The 19,902-nt window shown below is 63.5% G+C and carries 20 protein-coding genes; 16 read left to right on the top strand and 4 right to left on the bottom strand.

What is annotated here, in order from left to right; genetic code table 11:
• Nucleotide 1: 1 nt before the first annotated feature.
• From AO684_RS08405 to AO684_RS08330, 16 genes are all read left to right on the top strand, one after another.
• Entirely contained in the window at nt 2–397 is a 396-nt protein-coding gene (locus tag AO684_RS08405; protein WP_054302306.1) for a hypothetical protein, read from the top strand.
• Nucleotides 394–747, top strand: a complete 354-nt coding sequence (locus tag AO684_RS08400) for a hypothetical protein (RefSeq protein WP_054302305.1) — start codon at nt 394–396, stop codon at nt 745–747. Before AO684_RS08405 ends, AO684_RS08400 begins: the two co-directional genes overlap by 4 nt.
• Nucleotides 744–1,133 carry a hypothetical protein gene (locus tag AO684_RS08395; protein WP_054302304.1) on the top strand — a complete coding sequence of 130 codons (390 nt, stop codon included), beginning with the start codon at nt 744–746 and terminating at the stop codon, nt 1,131–1,133. Before AO684_RS08400 ends, AO684_RS08395 begins: the two co-directional genes overlap by 4 nt.
• Before the next feature lies 1 nt (nt 1,134).
• The gene (gene nuoG, locus AO684_RS08390; RefSeq protein WP_054302303.1) at nt 1,135–3,147 is read left to right on the top strand and encodes an NADH-quinone oxidoreductase subunit NuoG; all 2,013 of its coding nucleotides are present in this window, start codon (nt 1,135–1,137) and stop codon (nt 3,145–3,147) included.
• A gap of 4 nt (nt 3,148–3,151) precedes the next feature.
• Nucleotides 3,152–3,550, top strand: coding sequence for a hypothetical protein (locus tag AO684_RS08385; protein WP_054302302.1), 399 nt, complete (start codon nt 3,152–3,154; stop codon nt 3,548–3,550).
• A gap of 30 nt (nt 3,551–3,580) precedes the next feature.
• The gene (nuoH, locus tag AO684_RS08380; protein ID WP_054302301.1) at nt 3,581–4,618 is read left to right on the top strand and encodes an NADH-quinone oxidoreductase subunit NuoH; all 1,038 of its coding nucleotides are present in this window, start codon (nt 3,581–3,583) and stop codon (nt 4,616–4,618) included.
• 1 nt (nt 4,619) lies between these two features.
• A complete protein-coding gene (gene nuoI / locus AO684_RS08375) occupies nt 4,620–5,123 on the top strand; it encodes an NADH-quinone oxidoreductase subunit NuoI (protein WP_054302300.1) in 504 nt (167 codons plus the stop codon).
• 5 nt (nt 5,124–5,128) lie between these two features.
• Nucleotides 5,129–5,539, top strand: a complete 411-nt coding sequence (locus AO684_RS08370; protein ID WP_054302299.1) for a carboxymuconolactone decarboxylase family protein — start codon at nt 5,129–5,131, stop codon at nt 5,537–5,539.
• Complete coding sequence (locus AO684_RS08365; protein ID WP_054302298.1) at nt 5,536–6,150, top strand: NADH-quinone oxidoreductase subunit J; 615 nt, start codon at nt 5,536–5,538, stop codon at nt 6,148–6,150. The genes AO684_RS08370 and AO684_RS08365 overlap by 4 nt, the downstream gene beginning before the upstream one ends.
• Before the next feature lie 89 nt (nt 6,151–6,239).
• Nucleotides 6,240–6,545, top strand: a complete 306-nt coding sequence (nuoK, locus tag AO684_RS08360; protein ID WP_054302297.1) for an NADH-quinone oxidoreductase subunit NuoK — start codon at nt 6,240–6,242, stop codon at nt 6,543–6,545.
• 4 nt (nt 6,546–6,549) lie between these two features.
• Entirely contained in the window at nt 6,550–8,694 is a 2,145-nt protein-coding gene (gene nuoL, locus AO684_RS08355) for an NADH-quinone oxidoreductase subunit L (RefSeq protein ID WP_054302296.1), read from the top strand.
• Complete coding sequence (locus tag AO684_RS08350) at nt 8,694–10,235, top strand: NADH-quinone oxidoreductase subunit M (RefSeq protein WP_054302295.1); 1,542 nt, start codon at nt 8,694–8,696, stop codon at nt 10,233–10,235. The genes nuoL and AO684_RS08350 overlap by 1 nt, the downstream gene beginning before the upstream one ends.
• A 10-nt stretch (nt 10,236–10,245) precedes the next feature.
• On the top strand, nt 10,246–11,682 hold the full coding sequence (gene nuoN / locus AO684_RS08345; RefSeq protein WP_054302294.1) for an NADH-quinone oxidoreductase subunit NuoN: 1,437 nt from the start codon (nt 10,246–10,248) through the stop codon (nt 11,680–11,682).
• A gap of 25 nt (nt 11,683–11,707) precedes the next feature.
• Nucleotides 11,708–12,436 (top strand): biotin--[acetyl-CoA-carboxylase] ligase, encoded by a 729-nt coding sequence (locus AO684_RS08340; protein WP_369814583.1) that lies wholly within the window; start codon nt 11,708–11,710, stop codon nt 12,434–12,436.
• 12 nt (nt 12,437–12,448) lie between these two features.
• The gene (locus AO684_RS08335; protein ID WP_054302292.1) at nt 12,449–13,228 is read left to right on the top strand and encodes a type III pantothenate kinase; all 780 of its coding nucleotides are present in this window, start codon (nt 12,449–12,451) and stop codon (nt 13,226–13,228) included.
• Nucleotides 13,225–14,904 (top strand): ribonuclease J, encoded by a 1,680-nt coding sequence (locus AO684_RS08330; RefSeq protein WP_054302291.1) that lies wholly within the window; start codon nt 13,225–13,227, stop codon nt 14,902–14,904. Before AO684_RS08335 ends, AO684_RS08330 begins: the two co-directional genes overlap by 4 nt.
• Before the next feature lie 51 nt (nt 14,905–14,955).
• Here the strand turns inward: AO684_RS08330 and AO684_RS08325 are convergent, their stop codons facing one another.
• The 4 genes from AO684_RS08325 to AO684_RS08310 all read right to left on the bottom strand — a co-directional run.
• Nucleotides 14,956–16,503 carry a DEAD/DEAH box helicase gene (locus tag AO684_RS08325; protein ID WP_054302290.1) on the bottom strand — a complete coding sequence of 516 codons (1,548 nt, stop codon included), beginning with the start codon at nt 16,501–16,503 and terminating at the stop codon, nt 14,956–14,958.
• Between the two features lie 118 nt (nt 16,504–16,621).
• Entirely contained in the window at nt 16,622–17,650 is a 1,029-nt protein-coding gene (locus AO684_RS08320) for a glycosyltransferase family 2 protein (protein WP_054302289.1), read from the bottom strand.
• 64 nt (nt 17,651–17,714) lie between these two features.
• Nucleotides 17,715–18,332, bottom strand: a complete 618-nt coding sequence (locus AO684_RS08315; protein WP_054302288.1) for a hypothetical protein — start codon at nt 18,330–18,332, stop codon at nt 17,715–17,717.
• A partial coding sequence (locus AO684_RS08310) for a peptide chain release factor 3 (protein WP_054302287.1) occupies nt 18,329–19,902 on the bottom strand: 1,574 nt, incomplete at its 5' end. The genes AO684_RS08310 and AO684_RS08315, both read right to left, overlap by 4 nt.

Here is a 19,902-nt window from a genome sequence, read left to right as displayed (position 1 = left end):
GATGAACCGCGTATTCCCCCATTACATTGCGATGACGGCAGGGCTGCTTGCGGCCTGTCCCGCCATGGCGGAGCAATGGCTGGTGGATTGCGGCGGCCGTCAGGTCGACCTCGGGCGGCTTGAGCTTGATGCAAAAGGGGCCGGGCCGAAGGGTGTCATCACCCTGTCGGAGCATGACGCAGCCAACCGCAGTTTTGTCATGCATGTGCGCCCGAAGGATCTGTGGTCTGAAAAGCAGGCGGCACCTTCCGCCACCTTGGCGGCTGACCTGACGATTTGCCCGTATCTGAATGGACGCGCTATGCCGGTCAAGGCGCTGGCGCATACCGACGAGGAATGGGTCTTCCTTGGGACGTGCCAAGGGGATGCCGGTTTCTGGAAGGGGCTGTGCGGATGAACCTGACCCCCATCCTCCTTTCGGGCTTGGCAGCGGGCCTTTCGGCCTGCGTCGCTGCGCCCGCGCCGCAGGGGGCCTCCGTGAAGGGGGGCACCTATGCGGTGATGCAGGAGGGGGCGGAATATCAGGCGCAGATCGGCGCGGGCCGGGCAGGCAAGACGCTGACGCGCGCAGGCGCGCAGCCGGTTTCGGGTGCGACGGTGCGCGTGGCGCCCTTCGCGATGGATCAGGGTAAACGTGCCAAGGACGTGGCTGCGCAGGCCTGCACACAGGCCGGCGGGCGCTTCCAGCCGCAGGCCGTGGGTGGTTACGCCGCTGGCGCATGGGAATTCGAGGGGGGCTGCGCATGAGCTTTCAGCATGCCCTGATGCACCTTTATCCGCCGGTGGTTGCTTTTGCCTTTCTTGTGATAAACCCGGCTCTGACATTCCTGCTTCTGCGCCGTGCCGGTGTTCGTGGTGCGCTACTCGGCTTGGCTCTCGTTTCGCCGGTGTCGATGGTGTTGGGTGGTTTGGTCTTCCCGTTGATGATGGAAACCATAGTCCATCACGCCATGAACGATGATCTGTGGCCCCCCCTCTGGGTGCTTTTCAAAGTGGTCCCCCCCGGCAGCTTCATCGCGGTCCAGATCGCGCGAAATATCTTTCTGCTTCTTGGCTGCATCGCACCGCTTGCCATACTGGCCATGCTAAAATGGCCTGTTCTCAATAACTCCCGTGATCAAGTGGAGATCTGACGTGAGCAACCTCAAGAAAATCATCATCGACGGTATCGAGGTCGAGGTTGACGCCGCGATGACGATCATTCAGGCGGCCGAGGTCGCGGGGATCGAGATTCCGCGCTTCTGCTACCACGAGCGTCTGTCCATCGCGGGCAACTGCCGGATGTGTCTGGTCGAGGTTGTCGGCGGCCCGCCGAAGCCCGCCGCCTCTTGCGCGATGCAGGTGCGCGACCTGCGCCCCGGGCCGAATGGCGAGCCGCCGGTCGTCAAGACCAACTCGCCCATGGTGAAGAAGGCCCGCGAGGGGGTGATGGAGTTCCTGCTCATCAACCACCCGCTTGACTGTCCGATCTGCGATCAGGGCGGCGAATGCGACCTGCAAGATCAGGCCATGGCCTATGGCGTGGATTTCAGCCGCTACCGCGAGCCGAAGCGCGCCTCCGAGAACCTGAACCTTGGCCCGCTGGTCAAGACCGAGATGACGCGCTGCATCTCCTGCACCCGCTGCGTCCGCTTCACCACCGAGGTCGCGGGCATCACCCAGATGGGCCAGACGGGGCGCGGCGAGGACAGCGAGATCACCAGCTATCTGAATGAAACGCTGGCTTCCAACCTTCAGGGCAATATCATCGACCTTTGCCCGGTCGGCGCGCTGACCTCGAAGCCCTATGCCTTCACCGCCCGCCCGTGGGAGTTGACCAAGACCGAAAGCATCGACGTGATGGATGCGCTGGGGTCGAATATCCGGGTCGACACCAAGGGGCGCGAGGTGATGCGCATCATCCCGCGCAACCATGACGGCGTGAACGAGGAATGGCTGGCTGACAAGAGCCGCTTCATCTGGGACGGCCTGCGCCGCCAGCGGCTTGATACGCCCTACATCCGGGAAAACGGCCGCCTGCGGAAGGCAAGCTGGGGCGAGGCGCTGGCCGCTGCCGCTGCTGCCATGAAGGGCCGCAAGGTGACCGGCATCGTGGGTGATCTGGTGCCGGTCGAGGCTGCTTACAGCCTGAAAACGCTCGTGGAATCGCTGGGCGGCGCGGTTGAATGCCGCACCGATGGCGCGAAACTTCCGGCAGGCAACCGCGCGGCTTATGTCGGCACTGCCGCCATCGAGGATATCGACGCGGCGCAAACGATCCTGCTGATCGGCACCGACCCGCGCAACGAGGCGCCTGTTCTGAATGCCCGGATCCGCAAGGCCTGGGCGCGGGGTGCCGATGTGGCGCTGATCGGCCGCGCGGTCGATCTGACCTATGATTACGCGCATCTCGGCACCGACCGGAACGCGCTGACCGCGCTGGTGGGCAAGGCTTCGGCCTCCGACAAGCCCGCGCTTGTGATCGTCGGGCAGGGCGCGCTGGTTGAGGCCGATGGCGCCGCCGTTCTGGCCGAGGCGCAGGCCTATTGCGCCACCACCGGCGCGAAGCTGCTGGTCCTGCATACCGCCGCTGCCCGCGTGGGCGCGATGGATGTGGGCTGCACCACCGAGGGCGGGCTGAAAGGCGCGACCGAAGGGGCCGAGGTGATCTATAACCTTGGCGCCGATGAGGTGGAGATCGAGGCCGGTGCCTTCGTGATCTATCAGGGCAGCCATGGGGATCGCGGGGCGCATCGCGCCGACATCATCCTGCCGGGCGCCGCCTACACGGAAGAAAACGGCTTGTTCGTGAACACCGAAGGCCGTCCGCAACTGGCGATGCGGGCCGGGTTTGCGCCGGGCGAGGCCAAGGAAAACTGGGCGATCCTGCGGGCGCTGTCGGCCGAGATCGGCTCGACCTTGGGTTGGGACAGCTTGGCCGAGCTGCGCTCGCGCATCGTGGCGGCGCATCCGCATCTGGGCCGGATCGACGAACTGGCCAGCAACGAAGGCGTGGCGCTGCCGCGTGCGGCGCTGGGGAATGCGCCTTTCGGTCTGGTGGTGAAGGATTACTACCTGACCAACCCGATCGCCCGTGCATCGAGCCTGATGGGCGAGTTGCAGGCGATGGCTGCCGCGCGCACCGACGCGCCGCTGGCGGCGGAATAACCGGATGCGCGCCGCCGCCTCCCTGCTTGGCCTGACGACCGCCGCGGCGGTGCTTTCGGGCTGCGCAGGGGACAGCGCCGACGCGCCGCCGCCTTCTGCCCGGTATGAGCGGATCGAGACGATCCTGCTTGACGGGGATCTGGTCAATTTCCGTGTCGCCATGACCGGCGCACGGAATGACGGGGATGTCGAGGCCTATGCGCGCTGTGCGGCGGCCCAATATGCGCTGATCCGGGGTTTCGGGTTCGCGCGGCATGTGCGCACCACGGTGGCACAGGATGGAAACAACTGGCGCGGCGATGCGGTCTATGTGATCTCGGCCGCGCTGCCCCGCGGGTTGCGGACGATCGACGCCGAGGTAACGGTGCGCGATTGCGGCGCGCAGGGGATACCGACGGTATGAAAAAGACTTGGGCTGAGGGACCAGAGGCAAATGGCTGAATTTCTGCAAACAGGTCTGGGGACGGCGCTGCTGATCGCGGCGCAATGTCTTCTGGTCATCGCCTTCGTGATGATCTCCTTGTTGTTCCTCGTCTATGGCGACCGCAAGATCTGGGCGGCCGTCCAGATGCGGCGGGGCCCGAACGTGGTGGGCGCCTTTGGCCTGCTGCAATCGGTGGCCGACGCCCTGAAATATGTGGTGAAAGAGGTCGTGGTGCCCGCGGGTGCCGACCGTCCGGTGTTCTTCCTTGCGCCGATGCTGTCCTTCGTTCTGGCGATGATCGCCTGGGCGGTGGTGCCGTTCTCGGATGGCTGGGTGCTGTCGGACATCAACGTGGCCATCCTTTATGTCTTCGCCATTTCCTCGCTGGAGGTTTATGGCGTGATCATGGGTGGCTGGGCCTCTAACTCCAAATACCCGTTCCTCGGCTCGCTGCGGTCGGCCGCGCAGATGATTTCCTACGAAGTGTCGCTGGGTCTGATCATCATCGGTATCATCATCTCGACCGGCTCGATGAACTTCGGTGACATCGTGCGGGCGCAGGATACCGGCTGGGGCCTGTTCGGCTGGTACTGGCTGCCGCATCTGCCGATGGTGGCGCTGTTCTTCATCTCGGCGCTGGCCGAAACCAACCGCCCGCCCTTCGACCTGCCCGAAGCGGAATCCGAGCTGGTGGCCGGCTACCAGGTCGAATATTCGGCAACCCCGTTCCTTCTGTTCATGGCGGGCGAATATATCGCCATCTTCCTGATGTGCGCGCTGATTTCGCTGCTGTTCTTCGGCGGCTGGCTGTCGCCCATTCCGGGCCTGCCGGATGGCGCGCTGTGGATGGTCGCCAAGATGGCCTTCTTCTTCTTCATGTTCGCCATGGTGAAGGCCATCGTGCCGCGCTACCGCTATGACCAGCTGATGCGGATTGGCTGGAAAGTCTTCCTGCCGCTGTCGCTCGCCTGGGTGGTGATCGTGGCATTCCTTGCAAAATACGAAGTTCTGGGCGGCCTCTGGGCACGCTGGACCATCGGGGGCTGAGATGGGCGAAACGCGCGCAATCGACTTCAACCGGGCAGCGAAATATTTCCTGCTGGTGGATTTCATCAAGGGCTTCGGTCTGGGCCTGCGGTATTTCTTCGCGCCGAAATCGACGCTGAACTACCCGCATGAAAAGGGGCCGCTGTCGCCGCGCTTCCGGGGCGAACACGCGCTGCGCCGGTATCCGAACGGCGAGGAACGCTGCATCGCCTGCAAGCTGTGCGAGGCGATCTGCCCGGCGCAGGCCATCACCATCGACGCGGAACCACGCGAAGATGGCAGCCGCCGCACCACGCGCTATGACATCGACATGACGAAATGCATCTACTGCGGCTTCTGTCAGGAAGCCTGCCCGGTGGATGCCATCGTCGAGGGGCCGAATTTCGAATTCTCGACCGAGACCCGCGAGGAGCTTTACTACGACAAGGCAAAGCTTCTGGACAACGGCGCCCGCTGGGAAGCCGAGATTGCCCGCAATCTCGAAATCGACGCGCCCTATCGGTAATCCCCATGAACGATGATTTCACCAAACTTTTCAAGACGATGATGGAGCAGGGGCAGGAGATGGTCCGTGCCTTCAACCCGTCCTTGGAAAACATGTCGGTGAAAGGGTTCGAAAATTACATCCCCACCATGACCAAAGACATGATGGAGATGTGGTTCGGCCGCACGTTCAACCGCGAGGGGCTGGATGCCAAGACCCGGCTTCTGGTCACCATCGCCGCGCTGACCGTTCTGGGTGCCCATGCGGAGGCGCAGCTGAAGCTGGCGATCCGGCATGCGCTTGAGGCGGGCGCGACCAAACGCGAGATCGCGGAAGTGATCTGGCAGATGAGCATGTTCGGCGGGCTGCCCGCCATGCAGAAGGCGCTTGAGATGGCTCAGGCGGTTTTTGCGGAAACCGAGGAGAAGAACGCATGAGCGTTGCGGATATTGCCTTCTATTGCTTCGCCGTGGTGACGGTGGCGGCGGGCCTCATGGTCACCGTATCGCGCAACCCCGTGCATTCGGTTCTGTGGCTGATCCTGACCTTCCTGTCGTCGGCGGGGCTGTTCGTCCTGCTGGGGGCGGAGTTTGTGGCGATGCTGCTGATCATCGTTTACGTCGGTGCGGTGGCGGTGCTGTTCCTCTTCGTCGTGATGATGCTGGACGTCGATTTCGCGGAACTGAAGGGCGAGATGGCGCGCACCATGCCGCTGGCGCTTCTGATCGGGGTCATCATCATCCTGCAATTCGGCATGGCCTATGCTGCCTGGACACAGGCCGAAGGCGCGCTGGGTCTGCGTCAGGCGGTGGCCCCGGCCATCGAGGATGTGCAGAACACCAAGGCCCTGGGTCTGCTGATCTACGACAAATACATCTACCTCTTCCAGGCCTCGGGCCTCGTGCTGCTGGTCGCCATGATCGGCGCCATCACCCTGACGCTGCGCCACCGCAAGGACGTGAAGCGCCAGAACGTGCTGCACCAGATGTGGCGCGACCCGGCCAAGGCGATGGAGCTGAAGGACGTGAAGCCGAGGCAGGGGCTCTGACAATTCAGAGGGGCGCACAATGATGCGCCCTGATCGCGGGTCTGTCCCGCAAGCGGAACAATTACGGGCACACACCCGGAGGGACGAGAATGGTAGGACTTGAACATTACCTGACGGTGGCGGCGGCGCTGTTCGTCATTGGCATCTTCGGCATCTTCCTCAACCGGAAGAATGTCATCGTCATCCTGATGTCGATCGAACTGATGCTTCTGTCGGTCAACATCAACCTCGTCGCCTTTTCCAGCTTCCTGGGCGATCTGGTGGGGCAGGTCTTCACCATGTTCGTGCTGACCGTCGCCGCCGCCGAGGCGGCCATCGGCCTTGCGATCCTGGTGAGCTTCTTCCGCACGCGCGGCACCATCGACGTCGAAGACGCCAACGTGATGAAAGGCTGAACGAATGGCCACGATCATTCTCCTCGCGCCCCTTGTCGGGGCCCTGATCTGCGGCTTCGGCTGGCGATTCATCGGTGAAACGGCTGGTCAGGTCATCACCACTTCGCTGGTGTTCCTTGCGGCGCTGCTGTCCTGGATCATCTTCCTTGGTTTCGACGGCGAGACGCAACACATCGTGCTGATGCGCTGGATCGAAAGCGGTTCGCTGGCAACGGAATGGGCGATCCGGCTTGACCGGCTGACCGCCATCATGCTGGTCGTGGTGAACTCGGTTTCTGCGCTCGTCCACCTCTATTCCTTCGGCTACATGGCGCATGACGACAACTGGAAGGAGGGCGAGCATTACAAGGCGCGCTTCTTCGCCTATCTGTCGTTCTTCACCTTCGCCATGCTGACGCTGGTGACATCGGACAACCTGGTCCAGATGTTCTTCGGCTGGGAAGGCGTGGGCGTGGCCTCCTACCTGCTGATCGGCTTCTACTACCGCAAGCCTTCGGCCAATGCGGCGGCGATGAAGGCTTTCATCGTGAACCGCGTCGGCGACTTCGGCTTCGCGCTGGGGATCATGGCGCTGTTCTTCCTGACCGACTCGATCCGTTTCGACGACGTGTTCGCAGCGGGGCCGCAACTGGCGCAGACCAACCTGACTTTCCTCTGGACCGAATGGAACGCGGCCAACCTGATCGGCGTGCTGCTGTTCATCGGTGCCATGGGTAAATCGGCGCAGCTCGGCCTGCACACCTGGCTGCCCGACGCGATGGAAGGCCCGACCCCGGTGTCGGCGCTGATCCACGCCGCGACCATGGTGACGGCGGGGGTGTTCCTCGTCTGCCGGATGTCGCCGATCTATGAATATGCGCCCCAGGCGCTGGCGTTCATCACCGTTCTGGGGGCGACCACCGCTTTCGTCGCGGCGACCATCGGTCTGGTGCAGAACGACATCAAGCGCGTCATCGCCTATTCCACCATGTCGCAGCTTGGCTACATGTTCGTGGCTGCGGGCGTGGGCGTCTATTCGGTGGCGATGTTCCATCTGTTTACGCATGCCTTCTTCAAAGCCATGCTGTTCCTCGGTGCCGGTTCGGTGATCCACGCGACGCACCATGAGCAGGACATGCGCAACTACGGTGGCCTGCGCAAGAAGATCCCGCTCACCTTCTGGGCCATGATGATCGGCACGCTGGCCATCACCGGCGTCGGCATCCCGCTGACCCATATCGGCTTCGCGGGCTTCCTGTCGAAAGACGCGGTGATCGAAAGCGCCTGGGTCGGCAGCCAGTATGCCTTCTGGATGCTGGTCGTCGCGGCCTGCTTCACCTCGTTCTATTCGTGGCGGCTGATGTTCCTGACCTTCTACGGCGAAAGCCGGGCGCATGGTCACGGGCATGGCCACGGCCATGATGACCATCACCACGAGCCGCATGAAAGCCCTGTTGTCATGCTGATCCCGCTGGGCGTTCTGGCGCTGGGGGCGGCCTTCTCGGGGATGCTGTGGTACAACAGCTTCTTCGGGGATGAGGCGAAGATGCGGTCGTGGTTCGGCATGGAACCGGCCATGGAGCATGTGGCCGCCGACACCGGGCATGCCACTACGGAAGGTGAGGGCGACCAGGCTGCCGCGACCGGGGCGACGGAAGGCCATGCGGCCCCGGCTGCCGGAGAGCAGGCAACCGAAGGTCATGCCGTGGCGAGCGCCCCGAAAGGTGCGATCTTCCTTGGCGCCGAAAACCATGTCATCCACGCGGCGCATGAGGCGCCGACCTGGGTGAAGGTTTCGCCCTTCATCGCCATGCTGCTTGGCTTCTTCGTCGCCTGGATTTTCTACATCCGTCGGCCCGATCTGCCGCGGCGTCTGGCGACGGCGCAGCGCCCGCTTTACGAATTCCTGCTTAACAAGTGGTATTTCGATGAGCTTTACGCCGCGATCTTCGTGGCGCCCGCCCGCTGGCTTGGCAACTTCCTGTGGAAGAAGGGTGACGGCGCGGTGATTGACGGCACGATCAATGGCGTGGCCATGGGCTTCATCCCGATGCTCACCCGTGTCGTGAACCGGATGCAATCCGGCTATATCTTCCACTACGCATTCGCCATGGTTCTGGGCATCGCTGCCCTGATCACCTGGATGTCGCTCTCGGGGGGCGCGCACTAATGGAAAACGTCCTTTCCATCATCACCTTCATTCCGGCTGTAGCGGCTGCCATTCTGGCGCTGTTCCTGCGCGGGAATGATGCCGCCGCGCAGCGCAACGCCAAATGGGTGGCGCTGGTCGCGACGACCGCCACTTTCCTCGTGTCGCTGACCATCCTGTCGGGCTTCGACCCGGCCAATACCGGCATGCAGTTCGTCGAGGAATACGACTGGATCCTCGGCCTGAAATACAAGATGGGCGTCGATGGCATCTCGGTGCTGTTCGTCATGCTGACGACCTTCCTCATGCCGCTGACCATCGCGGCCTGCTGGACGGTGGAACATCGCACCAAGGAATACATGATTGCCTTCCTGCTGCTGGAAACGCTGATGCTCGGCGTGTTCTGCGCACTGGATCTGGTGCTGTTCTACCTGTTCTTCGAGGCGGGCCTGATCCCGATGTTCCTGATCATCGGCATCTGGGGCGGCAAGGACCGCATCTATGCGGCGTTCAAATTCTTCCTCTATACCTTCCTCGGCTCGGTGCTGATGCTGGTGGCGATGGTGGCGATGTATGTCGACGCAGGGACCACCGACATGGTGCAACTGCTGAACCACACTTTCGCCTCGGACACGCTGAACATCGCGGGCATTCACGTCGTGGGCGGCATGCAGACGCTGCTGTTCCTCGCCTTCTTCGCCAGCTTCGCGGTGAAGATGCCGATGTGGCCGGTGCACACCTGGCTGCCCGACGCCCACGTTCAGGCGCCGACTGCCGGTTCCGTGGTTCTGGCGGCGATCCTGCTGAAGATGGGCGGCTACGGCTTCCTGCGCTTCTCGCTGCCGATGTTCCCGGTGGGCGCCGACGTGATGTCGGGCCTCGTGCTGTGGATGTCGGCCATCGCCATCGTCTACACCTCGCTGGTGGCGCTGGCGCAAAGCGACATGAAGAAGCTGATCGCCTATTCCTCGGTCGCACACATGGGCTATGTCACCATGGGCATCTTCGCGGCCAATCAGCAGGGGATCGACGGCGCCATCTTCCAGATGCTGAGCCACGGCTTCATCTCGGGCGCGCTGTTTCTTTGCGTCGGCGTGATCTATGACCGCATGCATACCCGCGAGATCGACGCCTATGGCGGCCTTGTGATCCGCATGCCCGCCTATGCACTGATCTTCATGTTCTTCACCATGGCCAATGTGGGTCTTCCCGGCACCAGCGGGTTCATCGGCGAGTTCCTGACGCTCATGGGCATCTTCCAGGTCAATACCTGGGTGGCCGTGGTCGCCACCTCCGGCGTGATCTTCTCGGCGGCCTATGCGCTTTACCTCTACCGTCGGGTCGTGTTCGGCGACCTGATCAAAGAGGCGCTGAAGTCGATCACCGACATGAATGGCCGCGAGCGCGCGATCTTCGCGCCGCTGGTGGTGATGACCCTTCTCCTCGGCGTCTATCCGTCGCTGGTGACCGATATCATCGGTCCCTCGGTCGAGACGCTGGTTTCCGACTACCATGCTGCCCTGCCTGCGTCTGCCGACGTGGCGGAAGCGGCTTCGCACTGAGGGCCCGCCCATGACCGGCACCGATTTCAACATCCTCCTGCCCGAGGTCGCACTTTCGATCTACGCCATGGCGGCGCTTCTGTTCGGGGTCTACACCACCAAGGACAAGGCTGCGGGCCTGATCACCTGGGTGACGGCGGGGGTTTTCCTCGTTCTTGCCTTCTGGATCGGCACCAACGGCGAGGGCGCACGCACCGCCTTTGGCGGCATGTTCAACGACGATCCCTTTGCCCGCTATGCGAAAATCACCATCCTGCTGTCGGCCGCCGCCGTTCTGGTGACGAGCTTCGACTACATGAGCCGTCGCGATCTCGCGCGGTTTGAATATCCGATCCTCGTTTCCCTGTCGGTGGTCGGCATGATGATGATGGTTTCGGCGGGCGACCTGATGGCGCTGTATCTAGGGCTGGAGCTTCAGTCGCTGGCGCTTTACGTCATCGCGGCCCTGCGCCGTGACAGTGCCAAATCCACCGAGGCGGGCCTGAAATACTTCGTCCTTGGCGCGCTGAGCTCGGGCCTGCTGCTGTACGGCGCCTCGCTGACCTATGGCTTTGCCGGCACCACGCTGTTCTCGGGCATCCTGTCGACGCTGGGTGGCGAGATCCCGCTGGGCCTGCTGTTCGGTCTGGTGTTCATGCTGTCGGGTCTGGCCTTCAAGGTTTCCGCCGCGCCCTTCCACATGTGGACGCCGGACGTTTATGAAGGCGCGCCGACCCCGGTGACGGCCTTCTTTGCGACAGCGCCGAAGGTTGCCGCCATGGCGCTGCTGGCCCGTCTGGCCTATGACGCCTTCGGTGCCATTCCGGGCGACTGGCAGCAGGTCATCGCGGTGATGTCGCTCTTGTCGATGTTCGTCGGTGCCATCGCGGCCATTGGCCAGCGCGACCTGAAGCGCCTGATGGCCTATTCGTCGATCGCGCATATGGGCTATGCGCTGCTTGGCCTCGCGGCGGGCACGGCGGCCGGGGTGCAGGCCATGCTGATCTACATGGCGATCTACGTCACCATGAACATCGGCACCTTCGCCTTCATCCTGTCGCTGGAGCGTGACGGCAAGCCGGTGACCGATATCGCGGCGCTGAACATGTTCGTGAAGCGTGAACCCATGAAAGCCTATGCCGTGCTTGCGCTGATGTTCAGCCTGGCGGGTGTGCCGCCCTTCGTCGGCTTCTTCGCGAAGTTTGCGGTGTGGCAGGCGGCGCTTTCGGCGGGGCTGACCTGGCTTGTGGTGGCCAGCGCCGTGGCTTCGGCCATCGGGGCCTTCTATTACCTGCGCATCGTCTACTTCATGTTCTTCGGGAAGGACGGCGAAACCGTTGAAAGCCGGATGAGCGCGCCGCAGTGGATCGCTTTCGTGGCGGCGGCTCTGATCATGCTGGTCGGAGCGGTCAACCTGTTCGGGATCGACCCTGCGGCGGCCGTGGCGGCCGAAGCCCTTGTCCGGTAACGCGGACCCGGTCTGGCCCGAGGGCGTGGCGCGCCATGCCCTCGATACGGTCGACAGCACCAATGCTTATGCGCTTTCCCTCGTGCCGGGCCTGACAGGTCCGGCATGGGTCATTGCGGGAGAGCAGACAGCGGGACGCGGGCGGCGCGGGCGGCCCTGGTCCAGCCCGCGTGGCAATTTCTACGGCAGTCTGGTGATGCGCCCCGAGGGGCGGCCCGAAACGGCGGCGCTGCGCAGCTTCATCGCGGCGCTGGCGCTGTATGACGCCTGTGCAGGGCTGACCGATCTGCCCGGTGCCTTCGCGCTGAAATGGCCCAATGACGTGCTGCTGAATGGCGGCAAGCTGGCGGGTATCCTGCTGGAAAGCGGCGGGGCAGGCGGGCGTGTCAGTCATCTGATCATCGGCATCGGCGTCAACCTGATCGGCGCTCCGCCGGTTGAGGCGGTGGAACCCGGTGCCGTGACGCCGGTCAGCCTGCTGGCGGAGACCGGCCTGCGCATCACACCCGAACGGTTTCTGACCCATCTGGCTGCGGCCTTCGCGCTGTGGGAAACCCGCTTTCAGGCCGAGGGCTTCGGGCCCATCCGCGCCGCGTGGCTGGACCGGGCTGCGCGGCGCGGCGAGCGCATCCGTGCGCGCACCGGCACGACCGAACGGCACGGGATTTTCGAGACAATCGACGACAGCGGTGCGCTGGTCCTGAACATCGACGGACGGCGGGAGGCGATCCCCGCCGCCGAGGTCTTTTTCTGAAAGGCACCAGCCATGCTTCTGGCCATCGACTGCGGCAATACCAATACGGTGTTCTCGATCTGGGACGGGCGCGAGTTCATCGCCACCTGGCGCATCGCCACCGATCATAAGCGCACGGCGGATGAATACTTCGTCTGGCTGTCTTCGCTGATGATGCTGACGAAGACCGAGGCGCAGATTGACGAGGCCATCATCTCATCCACCGTGCCGCGCGTGGTGTTCAACCTGCGCGTGCTTTGCAACCGTTATTTCGATTGCCGCCCTCTGGTGGTGGGCAAGCCGGAATGCGCGCTGCCGGTGGCGCCGCGCGTCGATCAGGGCACCACGGTGGGGCCGGACCGGCTGGTGAATACCGTGGCGGGCTTTGACCGTCATGGCGGTAATCTGATCGTGGTGGATTTCGGCACCGCAACCACTTTCGACGTGGTGGATACCGATGGCGCCTATATCGGCGGGGTCATCGCGCCGGGTGTGAACCTGAGCCTTGAGGCCCTGCATATGGCCGCCGCCGCCCTGCCGCATGTGGATGTCACCAAACCGGCAACGGCCATCGGCACGAATACTGTGGCCTGCATGCAGTCGGGCGTGTATTGGGGGTATATCGGTCTGGCCGAAGGCATCGTCCGGCAGATCCGCGCCGAACGTGACCGGCCGATGAAAGTGATTGCCACGGGGGGGCTTGCACCTCTCTTTCAGCAGGGCACCGACCTGTTCGATTCGGTGGAGGACGATCTGACCATGCATGGGCTCGTTCTCATCCACCGCCATAACAAGGAACTGGAAACCGCATGAGCGTGAAGAACCGCCTGATCTATCTGCCCCTCGGCGGTGCCGGCGAAATCGGGATGAACTGCTATGTCTACGGCTATGGGCCGGAAGGGCGTGAGCGGCTGATCGTCGTCGATCTGGGCGTGACCTTCCCGGACATGGACACCACACCGGGCGTCGATCTGATCATGCCCGATATCGCCTGGCTGGAGGCGCGTGCCGACCGGATCGAGGCGATCTTTATCACCCATGCGCATGAGGATCACATCGGCGCGCTGGGGCATCTTTGGCCCAAGCTGAAGAAGCGGGTCTATGCCCGGCGCTTCACTGCTGCAATTGGTCGCCTGAAGTTCGAGGAACAGGGCCATCCGCTGGATGTGATCCATACGGTCGAGCCGCGCCCCGCGGTGGTCGAGGCCGGGCCGTTCCGCGTGCAGTTCGTGCCTATCGCCCATTCGATCCCCGAAAGCTCGGCGCTGGTGATCGACACGCCCGCAGGGCGGCTGGTGCATTCGGGCGACTTCAAGCTGGACCCGACCCCCATCGTTGGCGAGGGCTGGAACGAAGCCGCGTTCCGCGCCATTGCCGACGAAGTGCCGGTGAAGGCGCTGATGTGCGATTCCACCAACATCTTCTCGCCTGCGCCGGGCCGGTCGGAGGCGACGCTGGCCGATCCGATCCATGGCCTGATTGCCAATGCGGGTGGCATGGTTGTGGCGACGACCTTCGCGTCGAACGTCGCGCGGCTAAAAACGCTGGCTGAGGCCGGGCGGGCAGCGGGCCGGTCTGTCTGTCTGCTGGGCCGCGCGATGCAACGCATGGTCAAGGTGGCACAGGAAACCGGCGTGCTGACCGATTTCCCGACCATCATCCCGTCGGAACAGGCCACGGAAGTCTCGCGCCAGAACCTCATGCTGATCGTCACCGGCAGTCAGGGCGAGCGGCGTGCGGCGACGGCGCAGCTGTCGCGCGGCAAGTATCTGGGCCTGGAGCTGAAAGAGGGCGACATGTTCCTCTTTTCGTCCAAAACCATTCCGGGGAACGAACGTGATGTGCTGCGCATCATGAACAGCTTCTCGGAAATGGGCGTCGATGTGGTGGATGATACGGGCGGGCGCTACCACGTTTCGGGCCATGCCAACCGCCCGGATCTGGAAAAGATGCATGAAGTCCTGCATCCGCAGATGCTGGTGCCGATGCATGGGGAACACCGCCACCTGCGCGAGCATGTGAAACTGGCGGAGGCGCGCGGTATCGCCGGTGAGATTGCCACCAATGGCATGATGCTGGATCTGAGCGGTGATGCCCCCGAGGTCGCGGAATATATCGAGACCGGGCGGCTTTATCTGGATGGATCGGTGCTGATCGGTGCGATGGATGGCGTGGTGCGCAACCGCATCCGCATGGCGCTGAACGGGCATGCCATGGTCAACGTCATCCTGGATGAACAGAACGAGCCGCTGGGCGAGGCCTGGGTGGAACTGATGGGCCTGCCGGAAACCGGCAAGCGCGGGCAGCCGTTGGCCGAGGCGATGGAGGCGGAGCTGACGCAGTTCCTTGAAACCGCGCCACCCAAGATCATGCGCGACGATGAAAAGACCGAAGAGGCGATCCGTCGGATCGTGCGTCAGGTCGCGGTCGAGGAGATCGGCAAGAAGCCCGAGGTCACCGTTGTGGTCAGCCGCCTGTCAGAGGAATGACAGGCGCTGCCAGACCGGAAATGAAAAGGGGCGCCGCGCGGCGCCCCTTTCTTATTCTGCGGTGGCGTCTTCCACCTGCGGCTCTGCCGTCTCGTCTGCGGGGCGTTCCTTCAGCTTGAAGCTGCGCATCAGGAAGTCCGGCACATGATCGCCCATACCGACAACACGGTCGTCGCGGTCATTGCGGCGGCGGTCGTCGCGACGGTCCTCGCGGTGGTGATGGTGATGGTGATGATGCCCGGTGCCATGGGTATGGACCTGCGCTGGGGCAGGGGCGGGCGCCGGGCTTGCGGGCTTGCGGTCTTCCACCACCTCGGGTTCGCGCGGCGATGCCTCACGCGGAGTGGCCTCGCGCTGCGGCTTCGGCCCCTTGCCCTTCGGGCCACGGTCGTCGCGGCGGCGGTCATCCTTGCGGCGGTCATCCCGCTCGCGCGGTTCGGGCAGGGTAAAGCCCTCGGGCAGGCTGCCGCGCGGGATTTCCTGCTTCACCAGCGATTCGATATTGGTCAGGTATTTCTCGTCATGCGGCGTGGCAATCGAGAACGCCTTGCCCTTGCGCCCGGCGCGGCCGGTACGGCCGATGCGGTGGACGTAATCCTCGGGATGCGAGGGCAGGTCGAAGTTGAACACATGGCTGACCGATGGAATATCCAGCCCGCGCGCCGCCACATCCGAGGCGACCAGCAGTTGCAGAGACCCGTCGCGGAAGCCATCCAGCGTTTTCATGCGCTGCGACTGGTCCAGGTCGCCATGGATCGGGGCCGCGTTGAACCCATGCGATTTCAGCGACTTGGCGACCACATCCACATCCATCTTGCGATTGCAGAAGATGATGGCATTGGTGCAGCTCTCACCCTCGGCCCGGATCAGGGCGCGCAGGACGGCGCGCTTTTCGGCAAAGCTGCGGTCCTTGCGGCTGGGCGTGAACTGCACCAGCGCCTGTTCGATGGTTTCCGAGGTGGTCGATTGCCGCGCCACTTCGATCTTCACCGGGTTCGACAGGAAGGTCTTGGTGATCCGCTCGATCTCGGGCGCCATGGTGGCCGAGAAGAAGAAGGTCTGCCGGGTGAAGGGCGTCAGATTGAAGATGCGTTCGATATCGGGAATGAACCCCATGTCCAGCATCCGGTCGGCCTCGTCCACCACCATGATCTGCACGCCGGTCAGCAGAAGCTTGCCGCGTTCGAAATGGTCCAGCAGACGGCCAGGGGTGGCGATCAGCACGTCCACGCCGCGGTCGATCAGCTTGTCCTGTTCGCCGAAGGCCACGCCGCCAATCAACAGCGCCTTGGTCAGCTTGGTATGCTTGGCATAGGTGTCAAAGTTTTCGGCCACCTGCGCCGCCAGTTCACGCGTCGGGCACAGCACGAGGCTGCGCGGCATCCGGGCGCGGGCGCGGCCCTGACCCAGCAGCGTGATCATCGGCAGCGAGAAGCTCGCTGTCTTGCCGGTGCCGGTCTGGGCGATGCCCAGCACGTCGCGGCCTTCAAGGGCGGGCGGAATGGCCTGCGCCTGAATCGGGGTGGGAGTTTCATAGCCGGCTTCGGCGACGGCTTGCAAAACGCGCGGATCGAGCGCGAGATCGGAGAACTTGGTCATCAACGTCCTGTCACAGCGGGATCGGCCCGCGGGGAGGTGGAGGGACGCTGCTTGTCCGGGCGCCCCGGCGTCATGGCATACTTTGCCTTCCGCCCCCTACCGGAAATTTGATCCGTCGTCAAGTTGGCCCGCCATGTTCCAGCACATCCTTGTAACTGCCCAGCAGGGGGATATTGCCTTCGAATTTCATGCATTCGCGGCGCAGCTGGCGCGCCTCGGGGTCTTCCATGACCTCTTCGAACTTCCGCTTGTGGATGGCGACCGACTGGCGCCGCAACCGCTTCAGCCGGTCATAGGTCGCATCGTTCAGGGCGTTGAACCGATCCACCAGCCGCGCCCGCCAGGGCGCCATGCTGTCATCCTCGACATAGTTCTTGTTGCGCAGCGCCCAGTATTTCAGCCCGACCTCGCGGTCATCTTGATGGGCGGAGCCCCTGCGGGTCTTGACCATGAACGTATCCAGATCGCGCACGATGTAATGGTTGATCTGCGCAAGGCTTTGTCCACCCGGATCGGTGGAGTTGTAATTCTTGATCTGATATTGCCCCGGCACCAGCCCCGAACCGTTGACGACACGCAACGCGTCTTCATCCACGCCCTCGCGGGGATTGGGGCGGTGGACGCCCGGGCGTTCAAAATATTTCGGGCGGAACAGACATTTATAGGCGTTGAACCGTTCGTCGTCGGCCATCACATAATCGGCCATGGTGAAGCGTTCGGTCTGCATGCGGAAGCTTTGCAGCCGCTTGCCGGAATTGCCGAACAGCCGCCAGTTGATCTGTGCCACGTCGAAGGGCGGGCTGGCCGCCACGAAATCCTCCAGCCGCCCGTTGCCGGTCTTGATCACCAGAAACTCGTCAAGATCCAGAGCCATGGCAAAATCGGCCTCGGCGTAGGATTTCAGGCGTGAAGCGCGGATATAGGCCCGCACCTGATGGGTGCCGCGCGCGGCGGCGCTGTTGTCGAAATACCGGATGGCACCCAGCTTTTGCAGTGCCGTCAGGATGTCCTGCGTCAGATCGTCGGAATCGTTCTGGTAGATCACGATGTCGGTGAAGCCGACTTCCATGTGATGGGCGACCCATTCAAGAATGAAGGGGCCTTCGTTCTTCGCAGTGGCAACCAGAAAGGCACGGGGGGCGGACATGGAACCTCCTGTCGGACGCGGCCAGTCTGGCGCGATTGGGCAGGGGCCGCAAGGGCGGCTCCGGTCACACTCCGGTCAGGCCGGGATGCGGGAGGGGCCGGTAGCCTGCTGCCAGTATGGCGACCAGCGGGGCAGGTGTCAGCACGGTTGCAGGGCCATCTGGCACGGGCCGGGCAGGGCCATAGCCGTGGTCGGGCGTCCAGGGATGCAAGACGCCTTGCCATATCAGGGCGGGCTGGTCTTCGGTCAGGATCATGGCGCCGTCAGGCAGGTCGGGTGAGGGTGCCTGATGGCGGCATTGCTGCGCCGGGCGTCCGGCCAGCCGGGCCTTGTGCAGGGCCGCGTCGATGGCTTTCGCATCCGCCGGGCCGAACAACCGTTCCCAGATCCCGCGAAAGCGGTTGTAATCCTCGCGGCGGCATTCGGCGCAGGGGCGGTGACCAGCAGCCAGCGCCTGCGGCTCGTCATAGAAGAACAGTTCGGTATAGCTATGAGGCGCCATGAGCGGGCGCTTGCGGCCCTTGAAGGCCAGCTTGCAGCAGATCCAGTTCTTGTGCCGCCAGCGCGCCGGGCCAGGCTGGCCCGCTGCATCGTGCAATATCCCGCGATTGCCCATCCATGCGCCGCGAAACGGCACTGCCGCGATCTCGCCCGTTGGCAAGACGCGGTTTTGCCGCGTCACGCCAGCATTTCTTTCGTCGCGGTCAGCTTCAGCTCGGGGTAATCGCGCTGGATGCGATCAATGTCCCATTGCAGGCGGGTCAGGTAAACCACGTCGCCGTCGTGGTCATGGGCGATATGGCCCTTGTTCACGTTGAGGAACTTGTCCATTTCCGCCTTCGGACCCGCCACCCAGCGGGCGGAGGTGAATTGCGACGCCTCGAACCGCACTGGCAGCGCATATTCCTGCTCGATTCGGCTGGCCAGCACGTCGAATTGCAGCGCGCCCACCACGCCCACGATGAAGCCCGAGCCGATCATCGGCTTGAACACCTTCGCGGCGCCTTCCTCGGCGAATTGCATCAGCGCCTTTTCCAGATGCTTGGCCTTCATCGGATCGGCGGCCCGCACCCCGCGCAGCAGTTCCGGCGCGAACGACGGGATGCCGGTAAAGCGCAGATCCTCGCCCTCGGTCAGCGCGTCGCCGATGCGAAGCTGCCCGTGGTTCGGAATGCCGATGATGTCACCGGCCCAGGCCTCTTCCGCCAGTTCGCGGTCGGCAGCGAGGAACAGCACCGGATTCGACACCGCCATCGGCTTTTTCGACCGCACATGCAGCAGCTTCATGCCCCGTTCGAAATGGCCGGAGGCGAGGCGGATGAAGGCCACGCGGTCGCGGTGCTTGGGGTCCATATTGGCCTGCACCTTGAACACCACGCCGGTCACCGGCGTTTCCTCGGGCGCGACCTTGCGGCTGGCGGTGGGCTGCGGCTGCGGCTCCGGGCCGTAATTGCCGATGCCATCCATCAGTTCCTTCACCCCGAATGAGTTGATGGCAGAGCCGAACCAGATCGGCGTCATATGGCCTTCCAGAAACGCCTTGCGGTCGAAAGCGGGCAAGAGCTCGCGCGCCATTTCCAGCTCTTCGCGCAATTGCGCCAGCATCCCGGCCGGGACGTGCTGCGCCAGTTTCGGATCGTCCAGCCCCTTGATCTCGATGGTTTCGGCGACGCGGTTACGGTCGGCGCGGTCCATCAGTTCCAGCCGGTCGTTCAGGATGTCGTAGCAGCCCAGAAACTCGCGCCCCGAGCCGATGGGCCAGCTTGCCGGTGCCACGTCGATGGCCAGGTTTTCCTGAATCTCGTCGATGATCTCGAACGTATCGCGTGCCTCGCGGTCCATCTTGTTACAGAAGGTCAGGATCGGCAGGTCGCGCAAACGGCAGACCTCGAACAGCTTGCGGGTCTGGCTTTCCACACCTTTGGCGCCGTCGATCACCATGATCGCCGCATCCACTGCCGTCAGTGTGCGATAGGTGTCTTCCGAAAAATCGCTGTGGCCGGGCGTATCGACCAGATTGAAGCGGAACTCGCGGTAGTCAAAGCTCATCGCCGAGGCCGAGACCGAGATGCCGCGATCCTGTTCCATCTTGATGAAATCCGACCGCGTGCGCCGCGCCTCGCCCTTGGCCCGCACCTGACCCGCCATCTGGATCGCGCCGCCGAACAGCAGGAACTTTTCGGTCAGCGTGGTTTTCCCCGCATCCGGGTGCGCGATGATCGCGAAGGTCCGGCGGCGGGCGATTTCGGGCG

It is taken from the genome of Gemmobacter sp. LW-1 (assembly GCF_001303875.1).
Lineage (GTDB): Bacteria > Pseudomonadota > Alphaproteobacteria > Rhodobacterales > Rhodobacteraceae > Gemmobacter > Gemmobacter caeni.
Note: the sequence above shows the minus strand (reverse complement) of the source record. Positions and strands in the feature narration are given on the sequence as shown.

Bases quoted from the DNA above. Each gene is read 5' to 3' on its own strand.
- AO684_RS08350 (WP_054302295.1), top strand. From the start codon at position 8,694: ATGGAAAACGTCCTTTCCATCATCACCTTCATTCCGGCTGTAGCGGCT.
- AO684_RS08330 (WP_054302291.1), top strand. From the start codon at position 13,225: ATGAGCGTGAAGAACCGCCTGATCTATCTGCCCCTCGGCGGTGCCGGC.
- AO684_RS08395 (WP_054302304.1), top strand. From the start codon at position 744: ATGAGCTTTCAGCATGCCCTGATGCACCTTTATCCGCCGGTGGTTGCT.
- nuoN (WP_054302294.1), top strand. From the start codon at position 10,246: ATGACCGGCACCGATTTCAACATCCTCCTGCCCGAGGTCGCACTTTCG.
- AO684_RS08335 (WP_054302292.1), top strand. From the start codon at position 12,449: ATGCTTCTGGCCATCGACTGCGGCAATACCAATACGGTGTTCTCGATC.
- nuoI (WP_054302300.1), top strand. From the start codon at position 4,620: ATGGGCGAAACGCGCGCAATCGACTTCAACCGGGCAGCGAAATATTTC.
- AO684_RS08405 (WP_054302306.1), top strand. From the start codon at position 2: ATGAACCGCGTATTCCCCCATTACATTGCGATGACGGCAGGGCTGCTT.
- AO684_RS08385 (WP_054302302.1), top strand. From the start codon at position 3,152: ATGCGCGCCGCCGCCTCCCTGCTTGGCCTGACGACCGCCGCGGCGGTG.
- AO684_RS08400 (WP_054302305.1), top strand. From the start codon at position 394: ATGAACCTGACCCCCATCCTCCTTTCGGGCTTGGCAGCGGGCCTTTCG.
- AO684_RS08320 (WP_054302289.1), bottom strand. From the start codon at position 17,650: ATGTCCGCCCCCCGTGCCTTTCTGGTTGCCACTGCGAAGAACGAAGGC.
- nuoK (WP_054302297.1), top strand. From the start codon at position 6,240: ATGGTAGGACTTGAACATTACCTGACGGTGGCGGCGGCGCTGTTCGTC.
- nuoL (WP_054302296.1), top strand. From the start codon at position 6,550: ATGGCCACGATCATTCTCCTCGCGCCCCTTGTCGGGGCCCTGATCTGC.
- nuoH (WP_054302301.1), top strand. From the start codon at position 3,581: ATGGCTGAATTTCTGCAAACAGGTCTGGGGACGGCGCTGCTGATCGCG.
- AO684_RS08370 (WP_054302299.1), top strand. From the start codon at position 5,129: ATGAACGATGATTTCACCAAACTTTTCAAGACGATGATGGAGCAGGGG.
- AO684_RS08325 (WP_054302290.1), bottom strand. From the start codon at position 16,503: ATGACCAAGTTCTCCGATCTCGCGCTCGATCCGCGCGTTTTGCAAGCC.
- AO684_RS08365 (WP_054302298.1), top strand. From the start codon at position 5,536: ATGAGCGTTGCGGATATTGCCTTCTATTGCTTCGCCGTGGTGACGGTG.